The sequence below is a fragment of the Legionella santicrucis genome (assembly GCF_001468135.1).
Lineage (GTDB): Bacteria > Pseudomonadota > Gammaproteobacteria > Legionellales > Legionellaceae > Legionella > Legionella santicrucis.
In genome coordinates, this window is sequence record NZ_LNYU01000091.1 from 655,401 (window position 1) to 673,436 (window position 18,036).

Here is an 18,036-nt window from a genome sequence, read left to right on the forward strand (position 1 = left end):
CTATAATCTATTTATTAAGGAGATTCCAATAAAGGGTAATACTTGTCAAAGCCTGAGAAGAAAAATCCTGTAATTACAAAGGATATTGTTGCTGGTGTGCTTTCTGGTTTTGTAATGGCGATTATTGCCATTGCTGTTAGTGCATTGGTTTTTAAAGGACGCTTATCAATTTATCTTAGCTTTGGAATCAGTTGTCTATTCATTGGTTCAATTATTGTTAATTTATTATGTTCTTGTTTGAGCTCCATTTCTTTTAGCATTTCACGGTCCGAGCCTGCCGTTGGAGCTATTTTGGCGATTATCTTCGCTAATATTGCTGCTCATCCTTTAACAGAAAAAGCTCTTTTCTCTACCCTAATTGTCACAATCATGTTGGTATCTTTAATGGTAGGTTGCACTATGTTTGTTTTAGGTTACCTAAAACTTGGACAATCAGTTCGATTCTTGCCATATCCTGTATTAGGTGGAGTAATAGTAGGAAGTGCTTGGATTATTGCTCGTTCAAGTTTACATCTTATTAGTCAAAATCTTAGTATTCAAAGTGCATTACAAACGCATACGATAATACAATTAAGCCTCGCATTTGGTCTCGCTTTCTTATTACTTTTTTATAAGCGGTTTTGGGTGTTGCCTTTATCAGTAGTGCTGTTGTCGATTTTTATTCATATTTTTCTTTATCTTAATCATATGTCTACTGCAGAAGCGATAAAATCAGGTTGGCTATTTTCAACATTTACATCGACCTTTATTTTTAACGTGCTCGATTTTTCCATGCTCGGACAAATTGATTGGAGTATTATTGTTCATCAATTGGGCTATATTTTGGGTTTAATTGGCCTTATTATTGTTTTATTACTTCTCAATATTAGTGGTATAGAAACGGCTGAAAAGCTAAATACTGATGTAGAGCACGAGTTAAAGGTAGCCGGAGTAGCTAATATTCTAGGGGGACTATTTTTTGCATTCCCCTGTAATTTATCACTTAGCGGCACATTATTTAACCGAAATGTGGGTGCAACAAGTCCTATTTCAGGCATTATTGCAAGTGGTATTGGCCTGGCGATTCTTTTTTTCAATTCCAGTATTATTTCGTATTTACCAATGCCTGTAATAGTCGGTTTATTGCTTTCTATTGCTTTCAAGTTGATGCATGATTGGTTATATAATGGGTGGTATGAACTGCCGCATACCGATTATTTAATTCTTATCGCTATTGTATTCATTATTTCTATTTTCGGGTTTTTACCGGGTATTTTTATTGGGCTGGTTGTTACTTGCATCAGTTTCGTAATTCGTTATGCAAAAATTGATACCATTAAGTATTCTCTTACAGAGGATTATTACCACAGCAATGTTATTAGGCCTTTCTATGAGCAAAAATGGCTCATGGAAAACGGTCATAAAATACTTATATTTAAATTACAAGGTTATCTTTTTTTTGGTAGTACTAAGTTATTGTTGGATCGTATTAATCATTTAATTGAAGAAAAAAAACAAAAATTTCAATTTTTAATTTTTGATTTTCAATTGGTCAATGGCCTTGATTCATCTGCGAATTTCAATTTTATTCGCTTACAACAGCTTATTCGTAGTATCTCTCTAGAATTGATTTTTACTCATTGTTCTCAGTTCTTAATCGATCAATTTTATCGACAAAGAGTATTAAATAAATATTCTAAGATTCGTTTGTTTCCCGATATTGATCAAGGACTGGAATGGTGCGAACAAGAATTGCTGAAACAACTTCCTCAAGAGCTTAAACCAACCGGTAAAGCGATTATTGTAAATACGTTAAACCAGCTGATTCCCAATGAACATCAACAACAGTTTTTTGCTCAGTACTTGGAAAAATTTGAAGTAAAGATTGGAGAGTATCTTTTTAAACAAGGTGATCCGAGTGACTCCATTTGTTTTATTGAATCTGGAGAGGTATCTATTTTTTTGAAATCAAATGATAGGGAAATTCGTTTGGCTAAAAGTGGCGCAGGGACAATTATTGGTGAGATAGGATTTTATTTAGGTACTTCACGTACTGCATCCGTACGTGCAGAGAAAGAGTGTTCTATTTATAAATTAGCACAAGATGCTCTTATTGATTTCGAGAAATTGCATCCTGAGGCAGCGCTTATTTTTCATAAAAAAATTAGTTCTATATTAGCACAACGCTTAACTCAAGCTAATTACTTAATTCAAATATTAAGTATGGAAGACTAAATGATGTCAGATTAGTTTGCTTCAGTCTATAATTGGAATAATCAAGGGAATGAAAGGGAAGACCTATGAATACCTATACCACTGCTATGGAACATCCTATATCTATTCCAAGTACAAACGTTTATCTTAATGGTCTTTTAATAATACCTGAAGACGCTAAAGGAATTATCCTCTTTGCACATGGCAGTGGTAGTAGTCGATTCAGTAGTCGTAATCAATATGTAGCAAGTATTTTGAACCAAGGAAGATACGCAACGTTGCTTTTTGATTTACTCACCTCACAAGAAGAGCTTATTGATGAGGTAACACGTGAATTTCGGTTTGATATTCATTTATTGGCTTCACGACTTATTACTGTGGCTCATTGGTGTATCAACGAATTGACTGCTTATCATTTTTCTATTGGTTTGTTTGGCGCCAGTACTGGTGGTGGCGCTGCTCTTGGGGCAGCTGCTCAAGAGCCTAAATTATTTAAGGCAATTGTCTCACGCGGTGGTCGACCCGATTTAGCTGGAAATTATTTACCTCAAGTCAAAACACCTACCTTACTTATTGTTGGCGGTAATGATGAAGTAGTTATAGGACTAAACCAACAAGCGATGTCCCAAATGAAGTGCACCACTCGATTGGAAATAGTTCCTGGAGCAACCCATTTGTTCGAAGAACCCGGAACGCTACAAGAAGCAGCGCGCTTAGCGCAAAAATGGTTTGATCAGTATTTACCGCATCATGAGTTCAAGTAACAGCGCGGTGCAACCCTTAAACGACTCATTATTTAATATTCAGTGCCATTAAATCGTCTTCATTTAGAGTTTCTTTTTGTAATAACAACTGTGCACCTGCCTCTAAAGATTCAATATGTTTTTTAATAAGATCTATGGCGTCATCAAATGCAGACTGGATTATTTTACGAACTGCTGCATCAATCTCACAAGCGGTTTTCTCGCTAAATTCCTGTTCATTATGACTCATAGGCACTTCTAAGAAAGAAGAATGTTCTTTTTGATAGGTTACTGGTCCAAGTTCTTTGTCCATGCCATAACGCATGACCATGCTTCGTGCAATATCAGTTGCTTTAGCAAGATCGTCCGCTGCTCCGGTTGAAAAACGATCAAAAACAATAAATTCTGCTGCTCTACCGCCTAGAAGTACCTTCATTTTATTTTTTAATTCCTCTTCAGTCATGAGGTAACGATCTTCAGTAGGGCGTTGAATGGTATAACCTAAGCTTCCAATGCCTCGTGGGATAATGGAGACTTTATGTACTTGATCTACATTGGGCAACGAAAGAGCAACTATAGTATGCCCCATTTCATGATAGGCAACTATTTTACGCTCTTTAGGATTGAGCAAACGATTCCTTTTCTCCAAGCCTGCTACTATACGTTCCACCGCGTTCGTAAAATCATCCATGCTTACAGAATCAGCATTATGGCGGGTTGCTAGCAGAGCTGCTTCATTGACAAGATTTGCTAAATCAGCGCCAGAAAAACCTGGAGTTAATGCAGCAATTTTTTCGGAATCAACATCTGGTGCTTGTTTTATTTTTTTCAGATGTACCTGTAAAATTTCTACCCTACCTATTTTATCAGGCCGATCAACTAATACATGGCGATCAAAACGGCCAGCACGTAATAATGCAGGGTCAAGGATTTCTGGACGGTTTGTTGCAGCAATAAGTATGAGTCCTTCGCTAGGATCAAAACCATCCATTTCTGAAAGTAGTTGATTTAAAGTTTGTTCCTTTTCATCATGCCCCCCACCAACAGGATAAGCACCACGAGCTCTGCCTAAGGCATCAAGTTCATCGATAAAAATAATTGCTGGAGCTGTTTCTCGGGCATGGATAAAAAGATCTCGAACTCGTGCAGCACCTACGCCAACAAACATTTCTACAAATTCTGAACCATTAATAGAAAAAAAAGGAACTCCTGCTTCGCCAGCAACAGCGCGCGCCAGTAAGGTTTTTCCTGTTCCAGGAGGGCCAACTAAGAGAACTCCCTTAGGTATATGAGCGCCTATTCGTGTATAATGTTGGGGATTCTTGAGAAATTCGACTACTTCCATTAGTTCTGTTTTTGCTTCATCTACTCCTGCAACATCTTGAAAAGATACATGAGTTTCTTTTTCCATATAAACTTTAGCTTTGCTTTTCCCTACATCTAATACTCCACCCGCAGTTGAGCTCATGCGTTTTATTAAAAAACTCCATAAAATAAAGAAAAGTAGGGCAGGAACAACCCATGATAAGATTAAGGTTAACCATTTATTTTCAGCTTCTCCATTAAAGGTTACTTTTGCTGCCTCTAAAGTAGTAACAAGGGAAGGATCATTGATGCGGACTGTAGTAACTTGATGTTCTTTGCTGCTGGAGTGCTCAATTTCTTTTATTTTTTCTTCGGGCAGCAAGCCATTTAGCCCCTCTGTTTTCACATTTGCAGTAATAGAGCTTTCGCTTAGTAATACATTATTCAACTTATCCGCCTTCAAAAGCTTTATAAAATCACTGTAGGCGACATCAACTGGACGGCTTGGTGCGAAAAAAAAATTTTGTATGAGAATAATAAGCCAAAATATCATTAGAACATACCATAGTGAAAACTGCCATTCCTTATTTTCCACCACTATCTCCTAATTTTAAGACGTCTAAGATTCCTTAATTCTATAATTTAGTATATACGTGATAGTTCGGGTAATTATAAAGATACAATAATATTTAAAATCCTAATGAGACTTTCCAGTCTTATAAAAAGGAGCCTAAGGATAAAGGGATATATCGAAGATTAACCGAAAACTTAGTTAATATTACTGACGGATTAGTATTACAATAACAAAAAGGGACTGTAGCATCAATTCATCGCTAAGTTTTACTTTATGCACGAAACCATGATCTCCCACTACCAAGTTATGGAGTTGTTTCAAAAAGATCAACAAATTAAATACACCACCTGTTTTTGGATGATCTCACGATAAAGTTTCCATGAAAAATAAATGAATTGATTCTTAATAATACCTGTTTATTTTTGACAGTTATATCGAGCAATCATTTAGATTAAAATATGTGCATATTGATTTCATGTGAGTCATTTTTTGTTGTGCTGGTTTTACTTTTAGTGAACCCCTATGCGGTCAGTAAAAAGCTGGTTTGCTCATCTCACATAATCCAACCCGAGAGAAAGAAACTATGTCACCCTTGCCCATCCTGGATATTCTACAAGAGCTCCAAACCCTCCAGGGATTAAAACAAAAATCACTTGCCTATGGCGACAAAGCCAATGAGCTCATCAAGCACATTTATCATGATTATGGCGATGAAGCTGCCTCTTTCATGAAGGCCACGTTACAGCAATGGGGATTAGATGACTTTAGGGCAGAAAATGATAAGAAATTTTCTCATCATGACTGTTATCAAAAAATGCTTCCTTTATGTCAATTAGCCCTTATTGTGGAGCGCAATGGGGTGGCTGAAGACCATGCTTTGAAATTAGCTACGATTTTTAAGGATGAACAAGCGGTATTGAATTATTTACTCCAATTTAAAGACCATAATTCCTATAAATATCTGGTTCATGATGCGTGCTTATTTGAGCTGCCCAAAGCCGATACTTGTGCGTTTCCGCAATGGCTAAAATTGGCCAACCTCCACCTTGCCAACCCCCGTTTTCGTACCCTCTTGCCGCATGCAGAAGCCATTGAGTCTCTGGGAAAAATGGGCAAGAAAGCAACGAAACAAAAAGGCCAAAAGTTCGATGCAGAAACAAGGGATAAAATTCAAGACGTCAAAAAGGAACTCGCTACGGTATCAAGACACTACAAGCAACTGAAGCAAAAGCCTTTGAGCAGCCTCGAAGAACGAATGGCGCGCGAAGAACAGCTGAAAGTATTTAGTCAACGCTTATTTGAGCTGCAAACACAACTCGTCTTTCTTTGCCAAGGACGATTACCTTTGGCGCATGCTGATATGATTGTTCTGGAAGCCTTTTATGCCAAGTACCAACAAGAACATAGTGCAGCCCAAAACATCTTAATTCAACACGGAATTAGCCCCCAAAGTAGAGAGCAATTTTATGCTCTCAAGCGAGATAATGCGGAGAAGACGATTCCTGATGTGCTTATTGATGGGAAAGACATCGGCTATCCTGGGATTTATATTAAAAAACTGGATACGACCAGCGATAAAGGAGCAGCACTTGCGGCCTGTCTTGGCAAAATAACGCATTGTTGCCAGTATCTTGGCGGTGTGGGCAATGAGTGTGTGATTCATGGCATCACCTCGCCCAATGGTGGTTTTTATGTTTTATGCCAAGGTGAGGCACAAAATCCATCCTTGGATGATGCCATTTTGGCCCAAGCTTGGGTCTGGAAAGGGCAACAGGGTGGGTTGTGCTTGGATTCGATAGAGTCTGCAGTGAAAAAAGAAAAAATCGTGCCGGTGGCGGACATGTTTCGGTTGCTGGGTCACACTTTGTGTCGGGAGCATCACATCACCCAGGTGAATACCGGTGCGCAAAGTGGTATCACGCATCAAGTGGCGCGCAAAGATTATCCCGCGCTCAAAGAACACTTCCTGGATTATACAGGGTACTGCGATTCTAAATCACAACTTCCCTTTGCCAGCGCGACTCTGCCTTACCTTTTCTACGGCAAGGTGGCTTCTTCCCAATTGCAAGCCAGGATTGCAGAAGAGACAAAACGCTTTTTTCAAGAATTATTTAACACCCAAGAGGTACTGCACAACAACGAAGCGTTGCAACAAGTCATTGCTTTTGCTCTCTCTACCAAGAACGATGAGTTACTGCAGTTATTAGGGGAGTACGCTGCCAATCACCAAGAAGCCTTTGACGCGCTGTTAGCAACTAACAGGCATTATTTGCACCAATTAGATCAAGAAGTTATCGCTTTTGACGCTCTGGAACACGGTGCTTTTATTAATGTGAGGAACAAAAAGGGGCAAAGCGCCTTGCATCTCGCTACCTTAGATGCAGATAAGGAGAGTCTTAGCAAACTCATTGCACGCGGGATTAATGTCAATATCCAAGATAAAGATGGCAGTACCGCCTTAATCCATGCCCTTGAAACAGTGCTCTACAAAGATAAAAACGAAGTTGGACGCGATATTGCCCATCAATTGATTGCAGCGCAGGCACAAGTGGATATCAAAGATGATGATGAAAATACGCCGCTTATCATCGCAGTTCAACACAATGACTTAGCCATGGTGAACTATCTGCTGCAACACGGAGCTTGTCTTGAAACCTTTGATGGCGACATGAAAACCGCTTTATTTTGGGCGGCTGAGGAAGGATATGAAGACATTTTTGATGCGCTTCTGAAACGAGGTGCTCAAGTTAATGGCGTCAGTTATCCAGGAAAAAATACGCCACTAATGGCCGCATTAATCAATCACCATTTGGGTATCGCACAAAAAATATTGTCACAACAAGAAGTGGCAATAACACAAAAAAACAGGTATGGCGAGACAGCACTTCATTTAGCTGCTGATGATTCTGAAATCCTAAAGACCATTCTGACATTATATCCAGAAAATCAACGCTTAGAAGCGGTGAGGGTTCAAAACAAAGACGGCAATACCGTGCTTCATTATGCAGCTACAGACTCTGAAAGCCTAAAGACCATTCTCGCATTATATCCAGAAAATCAACGTCTAGAAGCGGTGATGATTCAAAGCAAAGACGGCAATACCGTACTTCATCTGGCTACTCCTAACTCTGAAAGCCTAAAGACCATTTTAGCGTTATTGCCGGAAAATCAACGTCTACAGGTGGTGATGATTCAAGACGAATATGGTGAAGCAGTGCTTCATCATGCTGCTACGAACTCTGAATGCTTAAAGACCATTCTAGCGCTATTGCCGAAAAATCAACGTCTACAGGCGATGATGATTCAAAACCAATATGGCAGTACAGTACTTCATTCTGCTGCTAAGAATCCTGAAAGCCTAAAGGCCGCTTTAGAATTATTACCAGTAAATCAGCGTTTAGAGGTAGTGATGATTCAAAACCAATATGGCAGTACAGTACTTCATTATGTTGCTAATAATCCTGAAAGCCTAAAGATCATTCTAGCGTTATTGCCTGAAAATCAACGTCTAGACGCGGTGATGATTCAAAACAAACATGGCAATACAGTGCTTCATCGTGCTGCTAACAATCCTGAAAGCCTAAAGACCCTGCTAGCGTTATTGCCAGTAAATGAACGTTTAGAGGCGGTGATGATTCAAAACAAAGAGGGCTATACGGTACTTGATCGTGTTGCTGATAATTCTGAAAGCTTAACGACCATTCTAACGTTATTGCCTACAGAAATTGACTATAGTAGTGAAAATCAGGGGCAAGCTGCATTATCTGCGAATAAGGATATTTTAAGAATACCCCAAAACAAGAACTTATTTTTCTCGATTGCTAAAGAAAATAATAGTGACAAAGATTTATTGCATAACCCAGCCCCTAAGATATGATCTCTGCGCTAAGAGGCCACGTTGATCATATTTCTCAACAGGCAGGGGGGATTATTAGCTCGCCTTGTTAAGTAGATTCGCCACACGCTGCGTGGCGAATTTGTAAGTGTGGATATACGGGTAATATATGGCGCGGATTTCCTAATTTACTATACCTCTAAATACTCTAGAGCGTATAGTTTTGCAGCATTATTTTATAGTAATCTAACCATTGCTTATAAGATAATTCACAACAACTTTTCAAGAGTGTTATTGAAAGTTTAAATTTCGGAAATCAATCTCACCAATTGATTCTGTAATTTTGATGCCTTCCCCTTGAAGACCTTTAAAAAAAAATGAGTTACTTCCTGGACTAATATTTATTTTGATTGTCCCTGCGGTTGCACCTGTGATTTTAACATTCGTTTTCAGACACATTTGATCATCGAGATTAACTTCCAAACAATCTTGAGATTTTTGTTGTTTAGAGGTTTCATCCTGTTTATCAGTTTCTAACATTACTGGTGCAGTATAGAAATTTACTTCAGTATTTAAGTTGGCAATTTCTTTATAATTAGTTGTTCTTATCTTTGGTTCTATTTCTTTCCATATTTTGGAATCTAAGAACATATTAGTATGCAAGAGTGATAATATGCCAAATGTTCTTTCAAAATAAAATCTGGATGCAGCAGGATCAATGGGAAATTCTAATATTGGTTCTTTTGGAGCAAGAGATTTCCAATTATCATCCCTAAGTGTAACTGAAAGTAAGCGAAGATTTTCTGAAAGATTTGTAAGGGAGTTAACTTTTACAGATACAGTTAATTGTCCATCTTTTGCATAAATCCTAATGTTTTGAATTGATAACATCAATCACTCCTTGGGGGTATAAAAAATGTGATGATATCACAATGCATACTTTTTTGGACGGGATGATGTTTTTGACATGCAACAATATGAAAAAATTAATTCTTTCTACAAAACTAAATTGGAATAAGCCAGCGAAAATTTGGTTATGTATCAAAATTGTTGATGTCTTATTACGCTAGAGTTTCGTCATTCTTAGACTTGACCGAAAGGTCCATCGATGAGCAAAGAACTTGGATCTTCCGGTCAAGCCGGAAGATGACGTAATAAATGTAAAGCAACAAATTTGTTACACCTCCGAAAATTTGAACGACATAGAGTATTTTATATACTTTTGCTCATGTCATTTAACGTGTCTAGGCCAAGTAAATGACATGGTGGTGCCATGGCCTACGTGAGATTGAACCATTACTTTTCCACCTTGAAACTCTACAATTTTCTTGACGATACTTAAGCCAATGCCTGTGGCTTCTAATTCATCTCGAGATTTAAGCGTTTGAAAAACTACAAAAATTTTATCGAAAAACTCAGGATCAATTCCAGGCCCATCGTCTTTCACTGTAAAAAGATAAAATGAACCCAAAGTATCAATATCAATTGAGATAGATCCCTTTTTTCGATGATGATGTTTTATACTGTTACCAATTAAATTGGAAAGTACCTGAATTAATGGAGTTTTAGCTGTTTCAAAAATGGGAAAATTTTTTGGGTATTTAATCTTAAATCGACCATCTGAATTAAGACTATCAACAATATCCTTTAAAATTTCTTGGGTATCAACGGTTTCAATATTTAAATCTACTCGACCTGCTCGCGAATATTGCAATATGCCATCAATCAAATTGGCAAGACGAATCGAACGTTTACGTAACAACATCAGATTTTCTTTGGATTTCTCATCGAGCTTATCTTTATTATCCTCCTCGATCCAACAAGCCAATCGTTGTATTGCGCGCAAAGGAGCTTTTAAATCATGTGAAGTAATGTAAGCGAATTGCTCCAACTCCTCATTGCTCTTGATAAGTTCTTTTTCAATTCGTTTGGCTTCAGTAATGTCTTTGGAAATCATCGCATAACCCATCGGAGTACCCTCATCATCACGACGTATGGATAAAGTAACAGAAGCAGTGAAGCGTGATCCATCCTTACGAACACGTTCAAAAACACCTTCTGCCTTTCCCTGTTCTAAAGCTGCTTTCATAAACTTTTGCGCCGCTCCTGACTCCAGATCTTCAGAGGTATGCAGCAGGAGAATATTTTTTTTGTGAATCATCTCATCTGCTTGATAACCATAATTACGATAGGCCCCTTCATTCCACACTAAAATTGCTCCATTAAGATCTGTAGCCACAATAGAATACTCAATAGTACTTTCCAAAATACTTTGCAGGATACTTTTTGTGTAATGAGCTTCTTCTTTAAACATTTGTTCCTCTAAGTCAAGGACGCTTTTTCTTTTTTTAGCGTAACATTTTTTTGCCTTATGTGATTTTCCATTTGACGAATATTGGACATTCATTTCTTGTTTATTTTGATCTTTCTGCATTTCAAAGTTTAAGCGAGTATATTCCATTATATTTTCTTCCTAAAAATTGGACTTTTCTATGAGCAACAGAAGTAGCTTTTATAATAATTATAGCTCAGTTACTTATAACTTCTTGATTCAGTATCAACATAAAAATAAATATTTAATTTTTCTAAATACAATCCATACGGTAACCTGTATGTCGCTGAGTACCTATTGCATGAGAGAATGGTTGGGCTATTTTTCCAGTTAATTCATCGAAGTAATAATCGACCGTTTTACGGATATCGTTTGGACTTACTGTTTTAGACCAAATATTATATTCATTAACGATACGGTTATGTTGCATAAAAACTTTAGTGAAAGCCCCGCGCATAAACTCTGAATCTGACCAGGCTATAAGAGGAAGATGAGGGTGTTTTTGTAAGAGAATCGCAGCAAGCTGTGGGCCATGAGTAGAAAATTCATCGATTAAATTCAACTCACCATCAATGATAACCAGATCAGGCACATGACTGTCTATAGCCGATAAAGCATCTTGACTATTATTTTCCACAGTTACTGAAACTGAAGCAATAGCTGTCTCTAATATTCGAGACAAACAAAATGCATTAAAAGCATTATCTTCAATAATTAATACATGCATCGCATCGAGACTCCCTGTTAGTTGCGGTTAAGTATAAAGATCAAACCTTAAGGAACACTTAAGAAACCATAAATATTTATGCTCTTTTTTGGTCTTTGACAAAAACGATTAACTGAGGCATGTGGATTTAACACGATTCAAAATCAAGCATAATTAAGGTTCTCTTAAAAAAGATGGAAAAATTTCTATCATAGAATAAAATTAATATACTTAATGAGTATTTATTATCGTAATAATTATAAGTTTGGGATAAGTCATGGAGGATATAAATGAGAATTTGGCGCTTGATAGCCGTTGGAGGGGTGTTGCTACTTTCTTTCAATCAGACTAATGCACTTACTAATAATAATATTCTTGTTAATTTTTCTCAACTCGTTCAAGCTGTTGAAAATGGTGACGATGTCCGGGCAATTATTCATTTTGATAATTGTCTTGTGAAAGAACCTGCCATTCAAACTCAAATAGAAAGAAGATTAGCAGGAGCCACAACTCGATTTAACTTTACCCACTATTTTCATGCTCAAGAGAAAATTAATGATCAGTTAATAGATACTGTGACCACGTCTATGAAAATTTTTATAGAGCACTCATCAGGAGAACTCTTAACATTTTCTGGCCGTTTACGCATTTTTGAAGATAATACAGCAACACTGCATGTGGACTTCTTTAATCCTATTTTGCATAAGCACCAACTGGTTACTGACTGGCTTTGTACTATTAGTAACGGCCAAGATGATAATGGCTTAGTGTTATTCGATTTTTTTTAGAGCATAGATTATTTAGTTTAAATAGTGGAGCTCTCCGTTTTATGCGCAACATCCGACTTGTAAAAGTCTAAATATTAGTTCCAATAGACTGACAACAGTTGAATCCTGCGCGGAATTGTAAACAATCTCTGGTTATAGAGCTTTTGATCAAGCGTTAAATTCTCTAGGATTCATTTGCTCTATACGATTAACGATAAAAAAATCTAGTGACCGCCCCCACCTTCACCACCATAACCTTTTGCATTATCAGGTATCGTCTGAGTCGTTGCACAGGAACTAATTAATGGGGAAATTCCTATAAGACAACTAATAAGAATCATTCTTTTTAAAAATTTAATTGTTTCCATTGCATTCCTTATTTAGCATATATTCCCATAGAGATTTTACTTAAATTAAATTTTAAAAGTGAAACCACTCTAAAATAGTGATACCAGAATAAACTCCAAAGATAAACCCATTGGTACTAAAATATACTCTAATTTTCATTATAATAATCAATTGATACATCAGCATCATGTGCCAATAATCGCCTATTAGCACGAAAATAAGTTACAGGAGAATACTCTAATAAATCAGATAATTTTTCCATATAAATACATGCAAAGCGATCTACTTGATAAGCAAAGTAGCTTTCCTCTGCACCTGCTCGAAAAACCCGCTCCCACTTGGGATTAAAATAGGTTTGTTGCTCTTTGATTAATTTTGTAAGTTGGGCATCAATGCGACTAATCTCTGCTTGTAACTCTTGAAGTTCTTTATTGTGCTCTTTAGAAGCACCTTCATCAATAATCTTGGTATATAAATTTACATATTGTTTTTCTAAATCCTTTTTAATTTCCATAGCTTTAATTATTTTTTTCTCTACGGGAATAGCTTCAGCCTGGGCTGTTATTTCTTCACCAAGCTCTTCAACAACCAATGCCGTTCGCCAATTACAATCCTTTTTTAATCTTAGGATATCACCATAGATATGATCGCCAATATAAAGAATTTCATCACCACGAATATGTAAATCTTCAGTGAATTTCTTGGCATTACCTCCTTGATACACACCTGGAACAATAGAACCTATTGTATTTGTCATCATACCCGTACCAGGATTCACAGATAAAAAGCGAAGATTATCGTAAAAAAAACGCGGCTTATTTGCTAAAGTAATAACATATTCAAATAAATCGACCCAGTGTTCCCCTTTTTTTAAAAAAGGGTTTATTGCATATTCGAGTAAAAGCTTTGTATAAGAATAATCAGAATTAGTCAGGATAAATATTTTTTTACCGTGATGGATAAAATGCTTTAATCCTTCAACTACCGCTCGTTCCTTTATAACATAAGTAGGTAAATTCTTGCTGATAATCGATTTTAAACTACCATCCGAATGCACCTTATCTACACAAAACTGTACGTCCAAAGCCATCGTTTGGTAACTAGGCATTTGCTCAGGATACACCGTATCTTTTAATTCAACTAATTGTCCATATAGAACACAAAAAGCAATTGAGAAAGCAGTATCTATGGCCATATAGTTAGGATCACTCAAATCAACATAAATACTTCGATAAATTTTTTGCTGTTCTGCAAAATCGATTAATTTGGTGCCATGATAACTTTGTCGGATTGCGCCATAACGACTTAGTTTTAATATATTACCGTTTTTTCTATCAATCACTAATCCACGAATTGCATCGTGATAATTAAAATTCAATTTTTTAATAGGCTCGGGGTAATGTTTTACTTCGACCAATTGCTCTTTAACGAGCTGATAAACCAAGGATTCAAAATTCTCAGAATGGTAACGAATCAAAGTATGATCCATATCTAAACCAATCAACTTGATTTTTTTCATATTGAGAATTCTATTTACATAAACTTTATGCTCATTCATTAACGAAAACCTGCTTTTGTTTAGGATTAAATATGCATAACCCAGAGTATGTAGGGCATTCCTGGGTCATTATATTTTACCCAGGCATGATTACTATTTCAGTCGTTTCACTCCATCTTGAGACCCTAATAAAATCACATCCGCTATACAATGAGCAAATATGCCATTTTCGACAACACCAGTTATGCGATTAATGCGCTCTTCTAAATCCATAGGTTCATTGATTGTGAAATTAAAAACATCAAGAATAATATTGCCGTTATCAGTTACAAAACCCTCCCTGTACTCTGGATCACCACCCAATTTTACAAGTTCCCTGGCAACCATACTTCGTGCCATTGGAATCACCTCAACTGCTACGGGGAATACTCCTAAGTGGCGCACTCGTTTCGAATCATCTGCAATACAGATAAATTTTTGAGCGAGTTGAGCTACTATTTTTTCGCCAGTCAAGGCCCCACCTCCCCCTTTTATCATCTCACCCTGTTCAGTTACTTCATCTGCACCATCAATGTAAACTGGCAAATCCTGGACTGAATTTAAATCAATAACAGGGATCCCTTCTTTTCTTAATAAAGCCTCTGTTGCTTTAGAGCTTGCAACACATGCATCGATTTTATGCTTAATAGTAGCTAATTCTTTAATAAAGTAATTAACCGTAGAGCCTGTACCTACACCAACAACTATGTCATCCTCAATGTAATCCAACGCCGCTTTTGCGGCTTTAATTTTTAAATCACTCATTAAAAACCACTCCCTTTTCTTTGCCTTAAAATTTCATATAACGAAACACCGGCGGCTACAGAAACGTTTAAACTATCAACACTACCCAACATAGGCAAAGAAAATAAGCTATCACAGTTCTCTCGAGTTAATCGACGCAAACCCTCTCCCTCAGCGCCTAACACTATAGCAACAGCGCTAGTGCAATCTGTTTGATACAACGTGCTCGTTGCTTCACCTGCAGCACCATAAACCCATACGCCCTGTTCTTTTAAAAGTTTTATACTACGTACCAAATTGGTCACTCTGACTAAAGGTACAGACTCGGCTGCACCACATGCAACCTTGCTCACCACTGGAGTAATACTGGCACTTTTATCTTTAGGGATCACCACAAAATCAACACCTGTTGCATCAGCAGTGCGTAAACAAGCGCCTAAATTATGAGGATCTGTGATTCCATCCAAAATAAGAATTAAAGCAGGCTGTTTGCTGGATTCTAATAATGCACGCAAATGCGATTCATTGTATTCAGGTAATGAGGACGCCCAAGCCACAACTCCTTGATGGATAAAATCAGCAAAACGTTGATTCATTTTTTGCATACTTAATTTTTCGATATCAATATGCGCCTGCATCGCTTTATCAATTATATCCTGCAATCGCCTATCCTCGCGATCATGGCTAATATAGAGCTTTTTGGTCATTCGATGAGGGTTAGCTAATAAAGCAGATACCGCATGCATCCCATAAACGTACTGATCACTCATGGTTTATCGTGTCCTCCACTGGCTCAAAATCGATTTTACGCTCATCTAAATCAACACGGGCTACTAAAACCGTCATTTTGTCACCTAAACCATACACTTGACCACCTCGAGCTCCAGTCAGTCGATGCTTTATAGAATCAAAATTATAGTAATCATTTTTCAAAGAGGTTACATGCACCAAACCTTCGACATAAATTTCGTCCAGTTCAACAAAAATTCCAAAACTGGTTACGGCAGAAATCCGTCCTTTAAATATCTGCCCTAATTTATCTTGCATATATTCACATTTTAACCAAGCCGTCACTTCTCGAGTTGCTTCATCGGCACGACGTTCGGTCATTGATGCATGTTTCCCTAAACGATTCATATCTTCATGAGTATAAGCAAACTCATAAATTGGATGATTATCTAATAAATGACCTAATGCACGATGAATTAATAAATCAGGATAACGCCTAATCGGTGAAGTAAAATGAGTATAGGCAGAATAGGCCAAACCAAAATGCCCTTCATTCGCTTCAACATATTGTGCTTGTTTCAATGAGCGTAACATTACTGTTTCAATAAGATGTTTGTCAGGACGGTCTTCTATGGTACTCATTGTACGCTGGAAATCTTTGGGTCCAGGTTTTTTGCCTCCACCTAATTGCAATCCCAATTCACCTAAAAATTGCCTTAAAGCGGTAATTTTATCTTCCTCAGGTGCTGCATGCACACGATATAGAGTAGGGATTTCTGCCTTTTCTAAAAAGCGTGCTGTCGAAACATTGGCTGCCAACATACATTCTTCAATTAATTTGTGTGCATCATTGCGCACTACTGGAACAATACATTGAATTTTTTTGTTTTCGTCAAATTCAATTCGAGTTTCAGTGGTCTCAAAATCCATTGCACCTCGAAGCTTACGAGTAGCCAATAAAACACGATACAAATCATGAAGTGCGTGCAGCATCGGCCATAAAGAAGAATGTTGCTCATCCGTCTTATTTTGCTCAAGCCATAAGCCAACCTGGTTATAAGTTAAGCGTGCATGGGAATGAATAACCGCCCGATAAAAACGTGAACGTGATATTTTTCCTTCACTGCTTATTGCCATCTCAGAAACCATGCACAAACGATCCACATGGGGATTAAGGGAACAAAGCCCATTAGACAAAGCTTCGGGGAGCATAGGAATTACTTTACCTGGAAAATAAACCGAATTACCGCGACGAGCAGCTTCTTTATCCAATGCCGAATCTTGCCTCACATAATGACTTACATCAGCTATAGCAACATATAATTGAAAACCTCCCTTAGGCTTTTTATAACAATAAACAGCATCATCAAAATCCTTAGCGTCTTCACCATCTATAGTAACAAAAGGAAGATTGCGAAGATCGGTACGGCCTTTGATTTGTTCTTCAGTAACTTGCTGTGAAATTTTTGCGACTTCAACACGCACATCCTCAGGCCACTCAAAAGGAATACCATGCGCATAAAGAGCAACTTGAATCTCCATGCCTGGAGCCATATGCTCACCCAGGACATGGATGATCTTACCTATGGGTTGAGTGCGTTTACTGGGAAAAGCAATTAATTCAACTAAAACGATTTGGCCATTTTTGGCCTCATTTACCATTTCTTGGGGGATTGAAATATCTTGAGTCAGATGCTTACTGTCTGGTAGAACAAAACTGACCCCATGATCGGTAAAAAAACGACCAACAACGGTGGCATTAGCATGCTCAATGACTTCATGGATCTTTGCCTCAGGCCTGCCTTTACGATCCATGCCGATTTGATATGCAAGAACTATATCTCCATGCATCACTGCCCGCATTTCTTTAGCAGACAAGAACATATCTTCTGAACCATCATCAGGAATAAAAAAACCAAAGCCATCTGGGTGTCCTTGGACAGTGCCTCGGGATAAATTAATCCTTTGCATGAGACAAAAACGCCCACGCCTATCTTGCATAATTTGTCCATCACGCAACATAGCCTTCAATCTAAATCCCATAGATTCTTGTTTACGTTCATCGCTTATATGTAATTTATCAAATAATCGATTGCGCGACATCGGTTTTCCGTATTCATTAAGAATATTCATAATGAATTCACGACTAGGCACAGGATCGGTATACTTTTCACTTTCTCGTTCGTAGAAGGGATCTTTTGATTTTTTACTCACTTTTATCCT

The 18,036-nt window shown here is 37.5% G+C and carries 13 protein-coding genes; 4 read left to right on the plus strand and 9 right to left on the minus strand.

Annotation, left to right across the window (positions count from 1 at the left end; genetic code table 11):
- The first annotated feature begins 42 nt into the window (after positions 1-42).
- Together Lsan_RS20650 and Lsan_RS20655 are read left to right on the plus strand one after the other, a co-directional pair.
- Positions 43-2,214: a SulP family inorganic anion transporter gene (locus Lsan_RS20650; RefSeq protein ID WP_058515975.1), complete on the plus strand. Its 2,172-nt coding sequence runs from the start codon at positions 43-45 to the stop codon at positions 2,212-2,214.
- A 65-nt stretch (positions 2,215-2,279) separates the two neighbouring features.
- Positions 2,280-2,957 (plus strand): dienelactone hydrolase family protein, encoded by a 678-nt coding sequence (locus Lsan_RS20655; protein ID WP_058515976.1) that lies wholly within the window; start codon positions 2,280-2,282, stop codon positions 2,955-2,957.
- A gap of 28 nt (positions 2,958-2,985) precedes the next feature.
- Here the strand turns inward: Lsan_RS20655 and ftsH are convergent, their stop codons facing one another.
- Entirely contained in the window at positions 2,986-4,836 is a 1,851-nt protein-coding gene (gene ftsH, locus Lsan_RS20660) for an ATP-dependent zinc metalloprotease FtsH (protein ID WP_083505198.1), read from the minus strand.
- 562 nt (positions 4,837-5,398) lie between these two features.
- Between ftsH and Lsan_RS20665 the strand changes: the two genes are divergently transcribed.
- Positions 5,399-8,692: an ankyrin repeat domain-containing protein gene (locus tag Lsan_RS20665; protein WP_058515977.1), complete on the plus strand. Its 3,294-nt coding sequence runs from the start codon at positions 5,399-5,401 to the stop codon at positions 8,690-8,692.
- A 249-nt stretch (positions 8,693-8,941) separates the two neighbouring features.
- Here Lsan_RS20665 and Lsan_RS20670 read toward each other — a convergent pair whose 3' ends face one another.
- From Lsan_RS20670 to Lsan_RS20680, 3 genes are all read right to left on the minus strand, one after another.
- Positions 8,942-9,541 (minus strand): hypothetical protein, encoded by a 600-nt coding sequence (locus Lsan_RS20670; RefSeq protein ID WP_058515978.1) that lies wholly within the window; start codon positions 9,539-9,541, stop codon positions 8,942-8,944.
- 340 nt (positions 9,542-9,881) lie between these two features.
- Complete coding sequence (locus Lsan_RS20675; protein ID WP_058515979.1) at positions 9,882-11,111, minus strand: sensor histidine kinase; 1,230 nt, start codon at positions 11,109-11,111, stop codon at positions 9,882-9,884.
- Between the two features lie 124 nt (positions 11,112-11,235).
- Positions 11,236-11,709 carry a response regulator gene (locus tag Lsan_RS20680; protein ID WP_058515980.1) on the minus strand — a complete coding sequence of 158 codons (474 nt, stop codon included), beginning with the start codon at positions 11,707-11,709 and terminating at the stop codon, positions 11,236-11,238.
- A 269-nt stretch (positions 11,710-11,978) separates the two neighbouring features.
- Between Lsan_RS20680 and Lsan_RS20685 the strand changes: the two genes are divergently transcribed.
- Entirely contained in the window at positions 11,979-12,476 is a 498-nt protein-coding gene (locus Lsan_RS20685; protein ID WP_058515981.1) for a hypothetical protein, read from the plus strand.
- A gap of 203 nt (positions 12,477-12,679) precedes the next feature.
- On the opposite strand, the gene Lsan_RS22570 is transcribed toward Lsan_RS20685, so the two are convergent.
- The 5 genes from Lsan_RS22570 to rnr all read right to left on the minus strand — a co-directional run bounded on the left by Lsan_RS22570 (position 12,680) and on the right by rnr (position 18,027).
- Positions 12,680-12,823, minus strand: coding sequence for a hypothetical protein (locus tag Lsan_RS22570; protein WP_165482601.1), 144 nt, complete (start codon positions 12,821-12,823; stop codon positions 12,680-12,682).
- 128 nt (positions 12,824-12,951) lie between these two features.
- The gene (locus Lsan_RS20690; RefSeq protein ID WP_058515982.1) at positions 12,952-14,361 is read right to left on the minus strand and encodes an HAD-IG family 5'-nucleotidase; all 1,410 of its coding nucleotides are present in this window, start codon (positions 14,359-14,361) and stop codon (positions 12,952-12,954) included.
- Between the two features lie 93 nt (positions 14,362-14,454).
- A complete protein-coding gene (gene rpiA / locus Lsan_RS20695; RefSeq protein WP_058515983.1) occupies positions 14,455-15,105 on the minus strand; it encodes a ribose-5-phosphate isomerase RpiA in 651 nt (216 codons plus the stop codon).
- Positions 15,105-15,854 (minus strand): 23S rRNA (guanosine(2251)-2'-O)-methyltransferase RlmB, encoded by a 750-nt coding sequence (gene rlmB, locus Lsan_RS20700; RefSeq protein WP_058515984.1) that lies wholly within the window; start codon positions 15,852-15,854, stop codon positions 15,105-15,107. Before rlmB ends, rpiA begins: the two co-directional genes overlap by 1 nt.
- Positions 15,847-18,027: a ribonuclease R gene (gene rnr / locus Lsan_RS20705; protein ID WP_058515985.1), complete on the minus strand. Its 2,181-nt coding sequence runs from the start codon at positions 18,025-18,027 to the stop codon at positions 15,847-15,849. Before rnr ends, rlmB begins: the two co-directional genes overlap by 8 nt.
- Between the last annotated feature and the right edge of the window lie 9 nt (positions 18,028-18,036).